This is a genomic window from Bacteroides caecigallinarum (assembly GCF_016901995.1).
GTDB lineage: Bacteria > Bacteroidota > Bacteroidia > Bacteroidales > Bacteroidaceae > Phocaeicola > Phocaeicola cellulolyticus.
This window is the reverse complement of sequence record NZ_JACJLE010000031.1, coordinates 1-19641: the sequence shown is the minus strand read 5'-3', so window position 1 is coordinate 19641 and position 19641 is coordinate 1. Positions and strand designations below refer to the sequence as shown.

Here is a 19641-nt window from a genome sequence, read left to right as displayed (position 1 = left end):
GAAAAGGGTATGCCAGACGACATACCCTCATTACTAATTTATATTGGAAATATATTTATTCCTCTTTTGCTTTCTTGGCTGTTGCAGTTTTTGTAGCACGTTTGGCAGTAGAAGTTGTCTTCTTGGCAGGTGCCTTTTCTTCTTTTGCCAGTTTCTTTTCAGCGTCAGCCAATTTCTTTTTAAGTTTTGTAACCTCATCATTCAGCTGTACCAATTCTGCGCCCTGATTCTTGATAGTAGTAAGCAAAGAGCCAAGTTCTTCGTTCTCCATATCGACAGGATAAAGTGAATTGACACGTTTGATGAAATCGCCAAGGATATTCATATAGTTAGTGAAAGCGTCAAAAGGAGAATCATAGATTCCACGGTTAAACGCTACTCCACTATCCTTAGTTGTCATGAAGCGGAAATTATTGCTGGCCTGCAGATAATCCCAATCCTGCTTGATTCTCTTGTCCTGACACAAGTAAACTCTTTCTGCCACGCTGTACAGCTTATTGAATGCTTCACGCTGCATTACGTTACCCAACCATGGACTGATATCTCTTTCCTCGTCAACCCAAGACATTGGATAAGGAACATCCATAGCATCTACAGATTTCAGTTTTGACACAATTTCTGTAGGAGTAGAGAAAGTTATACCTTTCTGTTTAGCACAGATAGGAAGAGCCTTTATAAAGTCGAGGATATTCGAAGACAATGGCTGGAAATATCCAAGAGCAGACAATTCCATAAATATATTTATCACCTGCTCGCTTTCAGGCATAGAATCAATCCAGCCGATATATTTATCTGCAAACAGAGGATATTCGCTCCATTCACTGTTAGAGAAACGAAGACTTATATCATCAGAAAGCTTGAAGTCTCTCATCAAAAGCTTCAAATTAGGATTCTCTACGCAATGATACAGGTAGTGAGGGCTCTTCCATCCAAGAACATGTTTAGCTCCTTCTATAAGCATTCCCTTAAATCCCATATTGGCTACCATACCGCCAATCTCGTTGTCGTAAATCAAGCTTGAGTTACGGAATACTTTTGGTTCCTGGCCGAAATAGTCCTTGATTTTCTTGCGCATACGGGTAACTTCTTCTTTGAAGCAGTCTTCATTAGCCAATGAAGAAAGTCCGTGAGAATAAGGTTCGCATAAGAATTCACAACATCCGGTATTATTTAATTCATGCAACAATTCTATTACAGACGGTGCATAGATTTCCAATTGTTCAAGGGCAACGCCAGAAATGGAAAGAGCTACTTTAAATGCTCCTTCATTTTCTTTTGCCATCTGTATAAGGGTATTCAAAGCCGGAATGTAAGAACGTTCAGCTATTTCGTTAATACCCTGTTCGTTGGCAAAATCATCATAATAATAATGATCTGAGCCTATTTCAAAGAAACGGTAACGTTTCAAATGTATTATTTGATGAATCTCAAAATATAAACAGATTGTTTTCATATCAACTTAAGACTAATATTTTACTTATTATAATTTCTCAGAACATCTTCATACAAAGAACGAACTTTCAAACCAACTTTTTCCCAAGTGATTCCGTCAACTTCGGCCTTTCCTTCTTTCTGAAGATACTCAAACAGCGATTGATTTGTACATATTGAATATATGGCATCTGCCATAGCATGGATATCCCAATAGTCTGTCTTTATAACTTTACTTAGGATTTCTCCACAACCTGACTGCTTGGAAATAATAGAAGGTGTTCCACACTGCATAGCTTCCAATGGAGCAATACCGAAAGGTTCGGAAACAGAAGGCATAACAAAAACATCACTGTTCTTATAAACCTCATATACCTGTTTACCTTTCATAAATCCAGGGAAGTGGAAACGATCAGCAATACCTCGTTCTGCAACCAGATTAATCATGGCGTTCAGCATATCTCCGGAACCTGCCATCACGAAACGGATATTACGTGTACGTTTCAATACCATAGCTGCTGCTTCAACAAAATATTCCGGTCCTTTCTGCATTGTGATACGTCCAAGGAAAGTAACAATCTTTTCTTTAGAGTGATCCGGACGTGGTATATCCTGATATTCTTGAGACAATGGATAAACTGCATTATGAACGGCAAATACCTTTCTTGGATCCTGATGATACTCATTAATAACAGTACGACGAGTCAGCTCGGATACACACATGATACAGTCGGCATAATCCATACCGTTCTTTTCAATTGAATAAACAGTAGGATTGACTTTTCCGCGGGAACGGTCGAAATCTGTAGCATGAACATGAATACAGAGAGGCTTTCCGCTAACCATTTTTGCATGAACACCAGCCGGGTAAGTCAACCAGTCGTGAGCATGAATAATATCGAATTGTTGCTGTCTTGCAACAACACCTGCAATAATTGAGAAATTATTTATTTCGTCATGCAAATTTCCAGGATATCCGCCTGCAAACTCCATACATCCCAGATCGTTGACATTCATGTATGAGAAATCAGCATATATCTTATCGCGGTAGGCATAATATTCCTCAGGAGTCATTTTTGCATGCAGACGAGATTTAAGATAATCGTAATCCACATCACGCCATACTATAGGCACTTGGTTCATGCCAACTATTTTCAGGAATCCTTCCTCATCGCCAGTCGGTTTAGGCATACAAAACACTGTTTCTACATCGCCTTGTAAACTTAGCCCCTTGGTTATACCATAGGAAGCGACAGCAAGACCGCCGTATATTTTTGGAGGAAATTCCCAACCAAACATTAAAACTTTCATAAAACTCCTCCTTCTTTATTGATTCTCAAATTTATCCAACAAATACAAGCCACGAAGAATTTCCGCAACATTCATTGCAAATGATACTGCTCCCCTACCTTTGAAAGGTGGATTACCGTCAAACAACTCCGGAAGTGTTCCCAGACAGTGACATGTCATTTCATCCTCATAGCTAACAAACTGTCTCCACAAGAAAGAGATAGCGCTTCTCTTATAAATCTTCAGATAAGCTTCCATGTAGAAACCTTCAAGCCAAGGCCATGCTGTACCCTGATGGTATGCATAGTCTCTCTGCATCTGAGGTCCAACATAGTTAGGATTGTAGCCTCCACTTTTCGGGCTCAAAGAACGAAGACCTTTAGGAGTAAGCAATTCTTTTGTAACAATATCTATTACACCCTTTTTCTGTTTTGCGTCAAGTGGAGAATAATCGAATGCTGCCGCGAAAATCATGTTAGGACGAACACTCCAATCCATCATATCACCATCCACGAAATCCAACAGATAGCCATATTCATTCAAGAATGTGTCAATAAATGATTTTCCTGTTTTCTCAGCCAAAGATTTCAAACGATAAGAGAAGTCATTGTCACCGACTTCAGCCATAATATCTGCTGTGAAACACAATGCGTTATACCAAAGAGAATTGAATTCTACTATATATCCTGTTCTTCCCACTACAGGACGACCGTTAACAGTTGAGTTCATCCACGTAATAGCATTGTCTCTACCGTTTGCATATACCAATCCGTTATCTCTTACTTCAAGATTAGGATGTCTGCCATCAAGCAAATATGTCATTATATCTTTCAACAGCCCTAGATACTTTTCTTTAGCAGCATCTCTTGAAACCATCTTAGCATATTGCTGTATTGTCCAGACAGCCCATAGAAGAACATCAGGATGATAAATCTCATAAACTTTCAATGTAGATTTCTCGCCATTCATAAATGAATAGATGGCTTTTATGGCTGTCTCCATTATCATCTCAAATTTTGAGACTTCTCCAATGGACAATGTAAGACCTGGCAATGAAACAAACATATCTCTGGCACGGCACTTGAACCAAGGATAACCTGCCAATATATATGATTCACTATCCTGTTTATTCAAGAATTGGTGGGCTGCATTGATAAGACAGTTTTTGAAGTCTTTTCTAGGAGTTCTCTGTTCTGCCTCATCTGCAAACAACTGATTAAGTTTAGATGTATCTACAGAAGAAATACCACCGGAGAATGTAACACTTTCTCCCTTACTGATTTTAAATTCAAAATAGCCAGGAACATAAAGATCTTCATTGAAATCATAGCCACGTTCCTGTTCCTTTGGATATTCTATACCTCTGTACCAATCCGGCAGGAAATGGAATTCGTTTTCCTTACTGAACTGCATATACAATTCAGGATAACCAGGATACATACGTGTCTTGATTCCGTTGTCTATCACATCATATTCCCTACTAGCCTGAGAATTCTCATGAGTGTATTCTCTTACACTTCTGAAAGCCAAATAAGGACGTAATCTTAATATTGTTTCAGAATGTGCATCAACCAAAGTATATCTTATCAGAATACGGTTTTCATGATGAACGAAGACCTTTTCTTTCTTCAAGATAACTCCACCTACACGATACCATGTTGTTGGAACTTTTTCACACTCATATTCACGGATATATTTATGACCGCGCGGACTAAAATTATCTCCATGATACTTATGGAGTCCCAGGTTAAATTCAGCACCATGCTGTATTACTGTCTCATCCATTGCCGACAACAGTACATGGTTTTCGTCATCCAATTCAGGAACAGGAATAACTAACAGTCCATGATACTTGCGAGTATTACAATCTACTATTGTAGAACAATGGTAAGCCCCGGAACGATTTGTACGAAGAATCTCACGCGGTAAAGATTCTTCCAAATTCGTCATAAGAGTTTTATCAAAACGTAAATAACTCATAGATGTTATATTAAGGTTATTAAATAGTTCAATAAATATGTTATAAATCTCACCCCAAAATTAGTAATTAAAAAATCAAATCAAAACGTAAAACACGTTTTTTTTCAAAAATAGTTACTTTTTTCCAGCAAATAAAAAATCATTACTGAAATACTTGTTATAAATATGTTAACGGGCATATTTATTGCAAGTTTTACTATAAAAAAAATCCCGGATTAACCGGGATTTTATCGTGTTTTATATTTTAATCTATTATATCGAAACCGCAATACGGAACCAACGCTTTTGGTATTCTAATGCCCTCAGGAGTTTGATTGTTTTCCAGCAAGGCTGCAACGATTCTTGGTAAAGCTAGAGCCGAGCCATTCAATGTATGACAAAGTTCAGTCTTCTTGTCTGCATTTCTAAATCTACATTTCAAACGGTTTGCCTGATAAGTATCAAAATTAGATACAGAACTTACTTCCAACCATCTCTGCTGCGCTTCTGAATATACTTCGAAGTCATAACATATTGCAGCTGTAAAACTCATATCACCACCGCAAAGACGAAGTATTCTGTATGGAAGTTCCAACTTCTTTAACAATCCTTCTACGTGATCCAACATTTCCTGATGAGACTGTTTTGAATGTTCAGGTTTGTCTATTCTTACCAACTCTACTTTAGAGAATTCATGCAAACGGTTCAAACCACGAACGTCCTTACCGTATGAACCAGCTTCGCGACGGAAACATTGAGTATATGCACAATTCTTGATAGGCAACTGTTTTTCATCAAGGATTACATCTCTGTAGATATTTGTAACAGGAACTTCAGCTGTAGGTATCAGATACAAATCATCAAGATTGCAATGATACATCTGACCTTCTTTATCTGGCAACTGACCTGTACCATAACCAGAAGCAGCATTTACAACTGTAGGAGGCATGATTTCTTCATATCCTGAAGCGCGTGCTTCATCAAGGAAGAAGTTAATAAGGGCTCTCTGCAATCTGGCACCCTTTCCTTTATAAACAGGGAAACCAGCACCTGTAATCTTTACGCCTAGATCGAAATCTATCAAATCATACTTCTTGGCAAGTTCCCAATGTGGCAACGCATTCTTTGGAAGCTCAGTTTCCATACCACCATGCTTTACAACCACATTATCTTCTGCACATGAACCTTCTGGCACTTCATCGTAAGGAACATTAGGAATAGTATATAATATTTCCTGCATTTCTTCAGATGCCTTATCCATTTCAGCTTGCAATGTCTTGCTTGCTTCCTTGAACTCGGCAACCTTATTCTTTGCAGCTTCAGCTTCTTCTTTCCTGCCTTCTTTCATCAGCATTCCAATACTCTTTGAAAGAGAATTTACCTCAGCAAGATTTCTATCCAATTGATTCTGAGCGTTACGTCTTCTATCGTTGCATTCCAAAACTTTTGCTATCGCTTCTTTTGCATTTGCAAAGTGTTTCTTTTCAAGTCCACGAATTACCTTATCGGTATCTTCTGTAATTTGTTTAATAGTGAGCATATTATTTTTCTTTTATAATCGTTCCAAATAAAAAGATATGCAAAGATATATTTTTTTTATCAATTAAACAGATAGAGAAAACTTTTTAATCAGAAAACAGGCAAAGTATATACTAATCCTAAAGAAATGCGTTGCTGATTATAGCTATTTGCTCCATACTTTCTTGCAATATCTGTCAGATGAGTGTTTTTGTGAAGCAAATGGAGATATACAATCAGTTCACTGTCGGACATAGGATAATACTCAGCACAGAACTGTACATTCCATGTTCTTCTGTAGTTGCCTGCCTGAAATTCTTCTGACGACTTATAAACATTACCGAGTTCGTATGCTCCTTTTATATATAGATTAAGATGAGGAGAAACCCTATAATCCAAATTGGCAATGGTTGTAAAATATTCTACATTTTTTGCCGTAATTACATTGTTTCCATCAACATCATATGACGATGTTATTAGACCTTTGGAATCAAGTCCTTCACGTGAATACATAAAATCAATATAACCTAAGAAAGGCTTTTTATCCCATACATTACCACATGTAAAATAAAATATGTTCTTACCTTTTGCCAATTGACCATATGACAATGAATATCGCAACTGCATAGCTCTGTCAACAAAATATCCATCCCAATTTACGGTTCCCAGCATAGGTATTTTGGAATCCTCCACATCATCCGGCAAAGAATACATAAACTGGTCATTTATTGTTGAATTCCTGTTGTTGGTAAGCTGGAAATTCATAACCTGATTTTCATTTATATTATATGCCATATTCAATCCCACCTGGTAGGCTGGTATCGTATTATTAAAGTCGGAATAATGTCTCACTTTAATGGCATTAACCCAACATTCATATCCACTGAACTGTACAGGCTGTTTTCCGGCAGTCAATCCCCATTTGTCATTCAACTGCCATCCTACCATTGCCAATTCAACAGAGCCGGCAAGATTATCCAACGGAATATTCGGATTGGTGTACTTATTAAAAGATTGTCTGAAATGATAAGAAAACTTGTCTCTGAATGCTCCTAAAACCTCAAGTCGTACCCTATGTACCTTAAAGGCCATATTATCAAAGTCTCCATTATTAAATGAAGCATCTGCAGCAGTACAAAACTGAATATTCATGTTCGCCCAGTCAATATCACGCTTGCCGTCAGTAATACGTTGAAGCATTGTTTTTTCATCCGCAGGAACTAATGACAAATCCTGAGCACTAACACTAAAACCATTAAAGAATAAAATAAAAACTAAAGCTAAAACAAAAACCATCTTTGAGAATAACACTTTATATATAATTATCAATTATAACTATTTAACAATGTAACTATAATAAAAGTTCATTACTAAATGCATTATAATCAACGTGGAATGATAAGAGTGAGAGCTTCAGGCAGTACTGTCACTTCAAACGGATAATATTTTTCTGTCCACAATCTACCATCAATACTGACTTCGGCATTTCTGGCACGTAACACTTTTACAGACTTCGTTCTATATGACTTAACCGTCTTATGATTTAATATTCTTCCCTGCTGAAGCATCCACAGTCCGGAAATCAACTCCCTTAACTGCGGCCTATATATCACTGACACATCAAGCCATCCGTTATAAGGAACAGCACTTGGAGTAAGTCCATAGCCTCTGCAACTACCTATTCCGACAGCCATTATCCTTCCTCTGATATGTTCGTTGTTAAGTTTCAAATGCATTCTGTGCAGTTTGCGCTCGAAAGCAACCAAAACCAATGACGACAAATACGAAATAAAAGGTATTCCCCAAAACCTTTTTGTTTCATTTGTTATCATAACGATCTTGGCTCCAAGTCCCATATACACAGCATTAAGAAAATACCTGCAATTATGCTCATCACCATTATAGAAACTGAAAACTCCAACATCAACCTTTCTCAGACGTCTGTTGATTAACACATCAACAGCCCCTTTAAAATCATCGGAATCAAGCCCCCAATATTTGGCAAAATCGTTTCCTATTCCATTAGGTATTATACCAAAGGCTATTTCATGCTTTTCTTCTATATCCGATTGCATGATTCCGTTTACGGCATCATTTATTGCTCCATCACCTCCCACTACCACAATGGTTTTATATCCATTGTTAGCCAAAGTTCTGGCAAGCCTTTCAACCGAACCAAATCCTTCAGACTGTACATAATCATATTTTACATTCTGACTATCCATGTACTCGCGAATTTTCGCCCATCTTTTCTGCGCTTTTCTGCTTCCCGCTTTAGGATTATATATAATACCCCATCTGTTAGGTTCTACTGCCATAATACTAAAATTTTGATTACACAACAATCGAATAATATTTCCTTAGCTGTCAATAATTATCAGTTTTATTAATGAGATTCAATATTGCATCTACCTTACGCTCCAGACTCCATTCTGCATTTATCCAGTTAATAGAGAATCCCCTTCTCTCCATTCCTCTAAACCAAGTCATCTGTCGTTTGGCAAACTGATGTATTGCTATTTCAAGTTGAGAACACATATCCTCATAGCTCAACTTACCTGTGACGTATAAGGTCAGATATTTATACTCCAATCCATAATATATAAGATCATCAGCCGATATACCGGAATTCAACAAGCCCCGAACTTCATCTATCATTCCTTCTTCCAATCTTTGACGAAGGCGCTTTGAAATTTTTTCACGTCTTAATTCCCTATCTATGTCAACACCTATTATTATGCTTTTATAATCAGGAAAAGGTCTCTCATCAACTTTATTATTCAGATAATACTCTTCTATTTCTATCGCCCTAATAGCACGTTTTGCGGTATCGACATCAGTGGAATTGTGCAATTTTTTATATTTTGAAAGGATTTCCGTCAGTTCCTCAAGAGACTTGCATGACAAACTGTCCCTCAACTCTTTATTCTCAGGCACAGGTACAAGTCTGTATCCTTTTAGTACAGACTCTATATACATTCCGGTTCCTCCACATAAAATGGCTTCTTTATTCCTCGATTTTATATTTTTGTACGCATCTAGGAAATCTCTTTGAAATTCAAATACATTATATTTATAACCCGGATCAACAATATCTATCAAATGATAAGGAACATGATAACCGTCAACTACATAATCTTTGAGATCCTTTCCTGTTCCCAAATCCATTCCACGATACACCTGTCTGCTATCTCCACTTATAATTTCGGCATCAATAGCCTTCGCCAAAGATGCAGCCAAAACAGTTTTACCTGAAGCCGTAGGCCCCAATATGGTTATAAAATCATATCCCATAAAAATATTTCATCTAACGTATAACTATTATATTTACAAAGATAGTTTTTTTTAGTAAATATCAGTACAACAGTATTAAATGATTTATTAATATGCAAAATAAATTATATTATTTATAAAACGAATAAAGCCGCCTTGAAAAACAAGACGGCTTTAAATATATGGTTTTGTTACTGATTAGCAGTTTACAGAAGCCATGTGAGCGATCAAATCCAATACTTTGTTAGAGTAACCGATTTCGTTGTCATACCAAGAAACAACTTTAACGAAAGTATCAGTCAAAGCGATACCAGCTTTAGCATCGAAGATTGAAGTGTGAGTGTCACCCAAGAAGTCAGAAGAAACAACTGCATCTTCAGTGTAACCAAGGATACCCTTCAATTCGCCTTCAGAAGCTTCCTTCATTGCAGCGCAGATTTCGTCATATTTAGCTGGTTTAGCCAAGTTAACTGTCAAGTCAACTACAGATACGTCCAAAGTAGGAACACGCATTGACATACCAGTCAATTTACCGTTCAATTCAGGGATAACTTTACCTACAGCTTTAGCAGCACCAGTTGAAGAAGGGATGATGTTACCAGAAGCAGCACGACCACCTCTCCAGTCTTTCATAGAAGGACCGTCAACTGTTTTCTGAGTAGCAGTTGTAGAGTGAACTGTAGTCATCAAACCGTCAGTGATTCCCCATTTGTCGTTCAAAACCTTAGCGATAGGAGCCAAGCAGTTAGTAGTACAAGAAGCGTTAGAAACGAACTGAGTACCTTTAACATATGTTTTTTCGTTTACACCGCAAACGAACATTGGAGTATCGTCTTTAGAAGGAGCTGACATAACTACATATTTAGCACCAGCTTCGATGTGAGCCTGAGCTTTTTCTTTAGTCAAGAACAAACCAGTAGATTCTACTACGTATTCAGCACCTACTTCGTTCCATGCCAATTCTTTAGGATCTTTGCAAGCTGTTACACGGATTTCATTGCCATTAACAATCAACTTGCTGTTTTCAACGTCAGCAACGATAGTACCGTCGAACTGTCCGTGCATTGTATCATATTTCAACATGTAAGCCAAGTAATCTACTGGACACAAGTCGTTAATACCTACGATCTGGATATCGTTTCTCTTCTGAGCTGCACGGAATACGAAACGGCCGATACGACCGAAACCGTTAATACCTACTTTAATCATTTTGTTTAAATTTTTAATGGTTTTATAATAAAGTTTGAAAACTGTTCGATATAATCAATCATATCATTCGATATAATTAATCTCAAGTTTTACGATGCAAAAGTAATGATTTCTTTTAAATCTCAATACTCGCACTATTCTTTTTTCGTAAAAAAAACACTTATTCGATAAACTTCCAAGCACTTTATTTTATATATATTACATATAACACAGTTTTTGCTATCTGTACTATACAAAATAGAACTTTTATAAAGCACGATTATTTTTTATCTCATTCCCCTAGCCTTGTATATACGTTCTTTTGCATTATTGATATCCTGGAATTTTTCTTCTGCAGCTTTTCTTATGTCTTCTCCTAAAGTTGCCACCCTATCCGGATGATGCTTAAGAGCCATTTTCTTATAAGCCGCACGCACTTCTTCATCTGTTGCATCCGGAGAAATTTCCAGAACCTTGTATGCTTCGTCCAAAGACTTGCCCCTCATGTTTAACATCGACTCAACTTCCTGCTGTGACATTCCCATTGCCAGGGCGACTTCCTTGAGTGCATCTATTTCTTCTTTACATACATTTCCGTCGCTCTGGGCTATCTGAGTTAAGAAGCGTAACAACTGAAGACGTTCCTCATACGACATGTTTGACGCAATCTGCGCCCCACATTCATGAATAGTGTTTTTAAAAGCCATTGGATTTGACTTATCCATCTGCTTTCTCTGTTCAAACAAGTTCAGAAGTATCTGTTCACCTTCAGAAACGGCAATCTCACCGAAATTATTCCTTAGGAATTGTCTCACAAATTCCATTTCGCTATGCATTATTCTTCCATCGGCACGTATTATATATGATGCCATAACAAGCATAGAAAACAGGAAGCTGTTTCTCTGTCCAGCATATTCATTCTGGCTGTCTGAGCCTTCTATAGTATTTTCATTTGCATTATCAAATAATGATCCGATGGCAAAACCTGCCAAAGCACCCAAAGGACCCATGGTAACAAAACCCATAAGGCCACCTATCCATTTTCCATATCCCATATTATTCTATATTTTTACATTACGTGACAAAGTTATAAAAAAACTTCATATCCACAATAACATAAAAAAGCTGCCCCAATCAGATTGAGACAGCTTTCAGTCTAAATATTATATTTATATATTAAGCTGTGATAGCAGAACCCATCAAGAATGTAGCAGCAAGTGCAACGATAGCATACAATTCTGGGAATACGGCAAGAATCAATGTATTACCAAACACATTGTGTCCCTGACCAATAGCTGCTATACCATTAGCACAAACCTGTCCCTGACGGATTGCAGAGAAAAGGGCAACCAATCCAAGACCAATACCAGAACCAAGCACTGCACAAGCCTGAAGAGTAGTGATTTCAGGAGTAAGTACTCCGAAGATATTCTGGAACATAAAGTAGCCAGCAAAACCATAAAGTCCCTGAGTACCTGGAAGCGCTGTCAATACAAGGAAGTTACCAAAAGCACTGTCATTCTTTTTAAGTGCTCCGATAGATGCATTACCAGCTATTGTTACTCCGTATGCACTACCGATACCAGACAAACCAACCATAACAGCTATGCCAATATAGGCAATCAAAAAATTCATTTCCATAATTCTAAAGTTTTTTATTATTATTTTTTCAGTTTATATACACGAAATACATTTTATTTTTTTAATGGAGAGTATTCCTTTCCTCCACCTTCATAACCTGAGTTCTTGAAAAACTCAACGAAAGTCAAACGCATAGGGTGAACCATTGCACCAAGAACATTCATAAAGATATTGATTGAATGTCCGATGACAAATATAAGCACCATAACTATAGGGCCTGCTATTATATTGTCAGGACTCATACCTGCTGCAAGACTATTGAATACGCTTGCCAAAATACCTCCTGACAATCCCAATGCAAACAGACGAACATATGACAATATATCACCTAACAATCCGGTTGCCATATTATAACTGTCCCAAAGTCCAAGACCGATATTTACGAAAACATTCTTACCTGGACTATTGTAAAGATAAGCCATAAGTAATCCTGCTATCACAAACACCATGTGTACTGTTCCACCCATTTCCATTGCACCGGCAAATGCTATTGCAGAACTAAGAATGACAAATATCCATCCTATTGTTCCCACAGCATACTTAAATCCGAGCTGTATAGTCTGGTTAACAGCTTTCAGCATCATTCCGAAGATTATCTGAACTCCACCCAGAATAAGAGACAGATTAAACATTTGCTGATTATCGAGTGAAATAGCTTCCTTCATCTTCTGCAGGAAAGGCACCTGAATATCATAAATATTAAATCCGAAACATGTTCCTGTAAGCAGACCACAAACCATTGTAGAAGCTCCAAGGATTTGCACCAATGTAAGTATCGGTTTCATGCCCGGACTTATATTCTTAGCCATCAGCCTATATATAGTAACTGCCAACACCATAAACGCACCGTATCCTGTATCTCCAAGACACAAGCCGAAAAACAGCATGAAGAAAGGTGCAAAGAACGGAGTAAGGTCAAGTTCATTATATTTAGGCAACATATACAGCCTTATGATAGGTTCAAACAACCGTGAGAACTTATCGTTTTTAAACAATATAGGCACATTGTCTTCAGGTGCAGGGTTGGAAATCTCATAATAAGCTCCTTGATTATCCATGAAAGACTTAACATCTTCAGTTTTAACTTCAGGAACCCAACCTTCCAATAATACCAGCTTATTGTCGGCCAAGGAATCTCCGGTCAATACAACCTTTGAGAATTCTATTTCAGAATAGACCTTCCTTTGAGCTACTTCAAGGTCTGCAATAGATGTTCTTGCCAAATCCTTGATGCTTTCATCCACTTTGTTTATATCTTTTTCAAGATTCTCAACAGAAGCCTTCAAGCCACTCAAAGATTTATCCGGCAATTTTGCATATTCCACCTCAAGTTCAGGAACATCTTTTTCTGATGTTATAGTTACAAAATAAACTTTCGAACCTATTTTGTTTATAACTGTTGCATTATATGCCTGAATCCATTCATCTTTGAATTGTTTTTCAGAGCATATATAGAAATTCACTACATAACCGGCATTCCCAAGACGTTCAATATTACCAGAGTCGAAATCTCCCCATGGTTCTAACGAAACAATTTCCTTTTCAAGCGCCTGTTTCTTGTGAACCAGCTGTTGCTGATCAGCCTGCAGTTCAGACAATACCTCTAGAGTTTTTTCTCCTTTAGCAGCATCACCTTCATGCTTATCTGCCACAACATTCATTCCCTGAAGGTATTTTATCGCAGCAGCATATTTTGCAGCCAATCGGATACGATCCTGAAGTTCCTGATTTTCTGCCGCTCCCTGTGATTTCGTAAAAATATGAACTACACCAAGTTCACGCAGTTTTTCCAGAAACTGTTCGTACTCCTTATAATATATAAGGAAAGTCAGCTTTTTCATTTTAGCAATCATTCCTCAGCCTCCTTTCTCTTTTCCTGGATAGACTTCAGAATCTTCTGTGATGACTTCGACAGATTTTCCTCATCTTCCATGAAACGTTTAATTTTTCTCAATGCGTCCTGATATCCAGGGATCTGTACCTTCTCAAACAGGTTTACCTTTTGAGTAGTTTTTTTACGCGCATGTTCCAGCAAGCCCAATTTGGCGAGTGTAAATTCTCTCTCAATGGCAGTTTGCGCCAAAGTCTTCAATATATGAAGTCCGTCAGCATACCATTTAGGAGCAGAGAACATACTGAATTTACGGATATCGAAGTCCACCTCTTCAAGTAGCGGAACCCTGACACCTGCAATCTTTCTAACGCCCAAATGAACATCCTTCACTTTTATCAATGAAGCATCAAATTCATTCCAGAGTGCGAACATGGCTTCATACGCCTGAATCTGACTTTCAAGACGTTCCTCCAGTTCCACAGCTTCAGTTTTGCAACGTTTCACCTCAAGTCGCAACGCACTTTCCTTATTCTTTATTATAGGAAGCGTACGAACTCGAACCTTCAGTTGCTTTTCCAACTGCTGTAGCGAGGTTTTGTTATATTGAAATTTAATAGCCATTTCTCTGTTTTTTATTGAATTTGATTACTTCTTCCAATACTGATCAACAAATTCCTTCTTAATATTAACCTCTTCAGGCTTGAAATACTTGCTGAACAATCCCCAAGTAACATCAAGCATTTCTGTTGTATTGAGGTTGACGTCAATAGCAAGAAGCTGATTTGCATAATCCTTAGCGAAAGCCAATGTACGTTCGTCGTAGTTTGTAAGGTCAAAACCGTTTTCCATTTTTGTCTTGGCATTTGCTGCATCGGCATACAGACGTACGGCAGCGTTCATAACCTGCGGATGGTCTTTACGTGTTTTCTTACCGCTAACCAACTGTTTCAAACGTGAAAGTGAACGGAAAGGATCGACAATAACCTTACCTATATCGCTATCACGACGCAGGAACAACTGTCCTTCTGTGATATAACCAGTATTATCAGGTACTGCATGAGTGATATCTCCACCAGAAAGTGTAGTCACCGCGATAATGGTTATAGAACCACCGCTAGGGAACTGTACAGCCTTTTCGTAAATCTTGGCAAGGTCTGAGTACAAAGAACCTGGCATAGAGTCCTTCGAAGGAATCTGATCCATACGGTTTGACACGATTGCCAATGCGTCGGCATACGAAGTCATATCTGTAAGCAGAACCAAAACTTTCTGATTATGCTCTACTGCAAAATATTCCGCAGCTGTCAATGCCATATCAGGAATAAGCAATCGTTCTACAGGAGGGTTCTCGGTAGTATTCACGAAACTGATGATACGGTCCAACGCACCAGCGTTAGAGAACACATTCTTGAAGTAAAGGTAGTCATCATTAGTCATACCCATACCGCCAAGGATAATTTTATCTGTCTCGGCACGAAGAGCCACATTAGCCATCACCTGGTTAAACGGCTGGTCCGGATCGGCAAAGAACGGAATCTTCTGTCCTGACACCAATGTATTGTTCAAGTCAATACCCGCAATACCTGTAGCAATAAGTTCAGATGGCTGTTTACGGCGTACCGGGTTCACAGAAGGACCACCGATTTCCACTTCTACACCCTCAACCTCAGGACCGCCATCAATAGGATCACCGAACGCATTGAAGAAACGTCCTGCCAACTGTTCGCTAACCTTCAGTGTAGGCGATTTTCCTAAGAAAACCACTTCTGCATTTGTCGGAATACCTTCAGTACCCTCAAACACCTGCAGCGTAACATCATCTCCGGCAATCTTTACAACCTGTGCAAGTTTGCCGTTCACCATAGCCAGTTCGTCATACCCCACTCCTTTAGCTTTCAGTGAGCAGGTAGCTTTAGTTATCTGGCCTATTTTGGTATATATTTTTTGAAATGCTTTTGTTGCCATTTTATGATTCTTAGTTAATGAAATAAATTATTCAGCACGTCTTTCGGCAATAAGCTCCTGTAACTGTTTTCCAAATTCCACGTATTCGGCAGATTTATATTTGGAATAGTTCATTTGCTTGCAGATATTAATCATCTTCTTGAAGTATTCCATAACCTCTACAAAGTTATCGAATTTGAATTCTGTATGGCAAACATCTATTACCATATTTACAATTTCCTCCTGGCGTTCCATAGGAGTAACAGAATCCACTTCATCGAATGCATCCTGCTGAAGAATTACAAAGTCAATAAGTTCAGACTTCCAGAAGATAACATGATATTCTACAGGCACACCATCATCACCAAGGATATTGATCTGTTCTGCGATTTCCTTACCTCTCAGCAGTCTGGTCTTCAATTCATTGACCTTTCCTATCCATTCTCCGTTAATACGTTCTGCAATATAATTCTCGAATTCCGGATATTCCAGATATTTTGAATAAGAATCAATAGGATTAACAGCAGGATAACGTTTACGGTCGGCACGTTCCTGTTCCAACGCATAGAAACAGCGTGCAACTTTCTTAGTATTCTCTGTCACAGGTTCCTTCAGGTTACCTCCGGCAGGTGACACAGTACCGATAAATGTGATAGAACCAGTAGCACCGTTATTCAGATAAACATAACCTGCACGTCCGTAGAAGTTTGAAATAATAGCCGAGATATCCATAGGGAATGCATCAGGTCCAGGCAATTCTTCCATACGGTTAGACATTTCACGCAGTGCCTGAGCCCAACGAGAAGTAGAGTCTGCCATAAGAAGAACCTTAAGTCCCTGTGCACGATAGAATTCAGCCATAGTCATAGCTGTATATACAGAAGCTTCACGTGCAGCCACAGGCATGTTTGATGTATTAGCAACAATAATAGTACGTTCCATCAATTTTCTGCCGGTATGCGGGTCAACTAGTTCAGGGAATTCAGTAAAGATTTCCACAACCTCATTTGCACGTTCACCACAGGCTGCAATGATAACAATATCAGCTTCAGCCTGCTTTGAAATGGCATGCTGCAACACTGTCTTACCAGTACCGAAAGGACCAGGGATAAATCCTGTACCACCTTCCACTATAGGATTCACAGTATCAATAACACGTACTCCTGTTTCAAGCAAACGGAATGGACGTGGTTTTTCCTTGTAATTTGTCATAGCCTTCTTTACAGGCCATTTCTGAATCATATTTACTGGAATATCATTTCCTTCCTTATCAGTAAGAACTGCTACAGTATCTTCTATTGTATATTCACCCTCCGAAACTATAGATTTTACTTTATATGTTCCTGTCAACTGGAAAGGAACCATGATTTTCAATGGTTGATGGTTTTCCTCTACTTCTCCAAGCCAAGCCGAAGGTCCAACTTCATCTCCAGCCTTAACTATTGGTTTGAAAAGCCATTTAGCTTCTTTGTCCAAAGGATAAGTATATTGTCCGCGTTTCAGGAAAACGCCATCCATCTTATCTAGGTCATTCTGTAAGCCATCATAGTTTTTCGACAGCATACCAGGTCCTAAAGTTACCTCAAGCATATGGCCGGTAAATTCAGCTTCAGCACCAACCTTCAATCCACGTGTACTTTCGAATACCTGTACATAAACATTGGTTCCTACCACTTTAATAACCTCGGCCATAAGACGGTCACCACCTGTAGAAATGTAACAGATTTCATTCTGTGCCACCGGACCATCTACAGTTAGAGTCACCATATTGGCAATAACTCCAATAACACTACCTTTTGTTGCCATTTTATTATATTTAAACTAATTTCTAAACTCCTCAGGTATCTGAACATCATCCTTCAAAGCCTTGATCATAGCTCTGAATAATTCATTACCTTTATCTTTATCCAATGATATCCATCTTTCTATCATTTCAAGCTGTAATAAAAAGACAAATAAACGTTCTACAGTGAAATAATTAAAAAAAGACTCAGTTTCCAACCAATCCCATTTCAGTTGGTCTGTTTTCTTTTCCCTTTCTACCAAATCATCTATTTCAGCTATCCTCTGAATATTTTCCAAATATGTCAAAGTTTCTCCCAATCCAAAATCTCTGGCATTGGATACACGCAAAAGCTCACACACTTCTGTATCACCAACTATGGCCGAAGCTACATCCAACTTATATTTACGTGCGGAAATTGCAGTTTGGATATTATTCAGATTAAGATTAAACTCAAACCATGAAGAAACAAATCTATTCCTACTTTTCATTGCATAGGAATAATATTCAGATGCCAATATATCACCGGCTCTATACTCATCTTCTGGAGAAAGAGTCAAATATTCAGAAATGAATTTACCAAAATAAGATGGGAACTTTTTATCGGGAATATCTCCCTCTTTTACTGTATCTATCAATGTAAGAAGTTCCTCAGTACTAAAAATTCCAGATGTACTTACAGTATATTCCTTGTCTTTCAATAGATGTAAAAGGTTATCATTATCAAATTTAAGATAAAACAGATCTATTACTTTTTTATCTTTATCCGACAAATCAGGGTATATTTCCGACTTAAAACTATCAACCGTATAACTCAGCTTGCCATCTTCCAATGATATATCAGGCAATCCGGCTACTAGATAATAATAAGCATCCATAATCCTATTTTAAAACAACATTTGTACTAGCTGTGGACGTAAGAAATCCTTAAAGTAGTTTTCAAACTCTTCCTCACCAAAATTAACCTTATATGAACCGTCAGCAGGAGAAATTGTAAAAAGAACTTTCGAACCATTTACATTTTCTATCTTAACTCCCTTATCAAGCAGATCCTTAGCATTTTTTGAAAAATACTTCTTTAAGTTCTCTGCATCAGCCACTGATATAACAACAGGTTCATTTTCCACCCATTGTTTGGCCAGATTTACAATAAACATGTTAAGATAATCCTTTTCTGCTGTGAAATTTTTCACTGCTTCAGATACTGTTTGGTTAGTAAGCAGATTAGTCACTTCAGTTTTCAAAGCATTTAATGCCTGACCGGCAAAGAGTTTTAATTCCGACTTTGTGTTTTCCTTTAGTTCCTCAGCCGATTTTTTAGCCATACTAATAATCTCATCAGCCTGCTTCTGGGCTTCTTCAATCATCTTCTCAGCTTTTTTCTGAGCCTCACTGATAAGTCGCTGTGCTTCTTCGTTTCCTTTTTCCACACCTTCGCGATATATCTTATCGGTAAGTTCTTGAATTTTATTTTCCATAATTATATTAGTAAATAAATTGTTTTTATTTATAACCAAGGTATAAATAAGATTTCTAAGGTCAGAATCTTATTTCGCTGCTCAAATATAAGAAATAAGGATGAAGAAAACGAATTTAAAATCGATGATTTTATACAAGATTATCAATATTAAACATTAGATTAACATCAGGTCTGTAAATACATTACATAATAGTGTATAAACGCAAAAAATCCCCGAAGTATCTCTACCTCGAGGATCTCTCATATAAGACGGCGACTACCTACTCTCCCACAATATGCAGTACCATCGGCGTGACGAAG

At 37.9% G+C, this 19641-nt stretch carries 16 protein-coding genes; all 16 read right to left on the bottom strand.

Going from position 1 to position 19641, the window contains the following annotated elements; genetic code table 11:
* Positions 1-55 precede the first annotated feature (55 nt).
* Complete coding sequence (locus H6A61_RS09170) at positions 56-1453, bottom strand: glycoside hydrolase family 57 protein (RefSeq protein ID WP_204393051.1); 1398 nt, start codon at positions 1451-1453, stop codon at positions 56-58.
* 20 nt (positions 1454-1473) lie between these two features.
* Complete coding sequence (locus H6A61_RS09165) at positions 1474-2742, bottom strand: glycosyltransferase family 4 protein (protein ID WP_204393049.1); 1269 nt, start codon at positions 2740-2742, stop codon at positions 1474-1476.
* Positions 2743-2757: 15 nt separating this feature from the next.
* Positions 2758-4701: a glycogen debranching enzyme N-terminal domain-containing protein gene (locus H6A61_RS09160; RefSeq protein ID WP_154044773.1), complete on the bottom strand. Its 1944-nt coding sequence runs from the start codon at positions 4699-4701 to the stop codon at positions 2758-2760.
* 244 nt (positions 4702-4945) lie between these two features.
* A complete protein-coding gene (gene serS / locus H6A61_RS09155; RefSeq protein ID WP_204393047.1) occupies positions 4946-6220 on the bottom strand; it encodes a serine--tRNA ligase in 1275 nt (424 codons plus the stop codon).
* A gap of 89 nt (positions 6221-6309) precedes the next feature.
* Positions 6310-7398 carry an OprO/OprP family phosphate-selective porin gene (locus H6A61_RS09150; protein ID WP_239469171.1) on the bottom strand — a complete coding sequence of 363 codons (1089 nt, stop codon included), beginning with the start codon at positions 7396-7398 and terminating at the stop codon, positions 6310-6312.
* Positions 7399-7583: 185 nt separating this feature from the next.
* Positions 7584-8516, bottom strand: coding sequence for a diacylglycerol/lipid kinase family protein (locus tag H6A61_RS09145; RefSeq protein ID WP_204393043.1), 933 nt, complete (start codon positions 8514-8516; stop codon positions 7584-7586).
* A gap of 49 nt (positions 8517-8565) precedes the next feature.
* A complete protein-coding gene (gene miaA / locus H6A61_RS09140; RefSeq protein ID WP_204393041.1) occupies positions 8566-9492 on the bottom strand; it encodes a tRNA (adenosine(37)-N6)-dimethylallyltransferase MiaA in 927 nt (308 codons plus the stop codon).
* Positions 9493-9669: 177 nt separating this feature from the next.
* Positions 9670-10680: a type I glyceraldehyde-3-phosphate dehydrogenase gene (gap, locus tag H6A61_RS09135; protein WP_154044768.1), complete on the bottom strand. Its 1011-nt coding sequence runs from the start codon at positions 10678-10680 to the stop codon at positions 9670-9672.
* A gap of 266 nt (positions 10681-10946) precedes the next feature.
* Complete coding sequence (locus H6A61_RS09130; RefSeq protein ID WP_154044767.1) at positions 10947-11714, bottom strand: TerB family tellurite resistance protein; 768 nt, start codon at positions 11712-11714, stop codon at positions 10947-10949.
* A gap of 121 nt (positions 11715-11835) precedes the next feature.
* A complete protein-coding gene (locus tag H6A61_RS09125; protein WP_154044766.1) occupies positions 11836-12300 on the bottom strand; it encodes a V-type ATP synthase subunit K in 465 nt (154 codons plus the stop codon).
* Positions 12301-12353: 53 nt separating this feature from the next.
* Positions 12354-14153, bottom strand: a complete 1800-nt coding sequence (locus tag H6A61_RS09120; RefSeq protein ID WP_204393039.1) for a V-type ATP synthase subunit I — start codon at positions 14151-14153, stop codon at positions 12354-12356.
* Positions 14150-14755, bottom strand: coding sequence for a V-type ATP synthase subunit D (locus tag H6A61_RS09115; protein WP_154044764.1), 606 nt, complete (start codon positions 14753-14755; stop codon positions 14150-14152). Before H6A61_RS09115 ends, H6A61_RS09120 begins: the two co-directional genes overlap by 4 nt.
* A 24-nt stretch (positions 14756-14779) precedes the next feature.
* A complete protein-coding gene (locus H6A61_RS09110; protein ID WP_154044763.1) occupies positions 14780-16099 on the bottom strand; it encodes a V-type ATP synthase subunit B in 1320 nt (439 codons plus the stop codon).
* 27 nt (positions 16100-16126) lie between these two features.
* A complete protein-coding gene (locus tag H6A61_RS09105) occupies positions 16127-17884 on the bottom strand; it encodes a V-type ATP synthase subunit A (RefSeq protein ID WP_204393037.1) in 1758 nt (585 codons plus the stop codon).
* A gap of 15 nt (positions 17885-17899) precedes the next feature.
* Positions 17900-18739, bottom strand: coding sequence for a DUF2764 family protein (locus H6A61_RS09100; RefSeq protein WP_204393035.1), 840 nt, complete (start codon positions 18737-18739; stop codon positions 17900-17902).
* Positions 18740-18748: 9 nt separating this feature from the next.
* Positions 18749-19339, bottom strand: coding sequence for a hypothetical protein (locus tag H6A61_RS09095; RefSeq protein WP_204393033.1), 591 nt, complete (start codon positions 19337-19339; stop codon positions 18749-18751).
* Positions 19340-19641 lie beyond the last annotated feature (302 nt).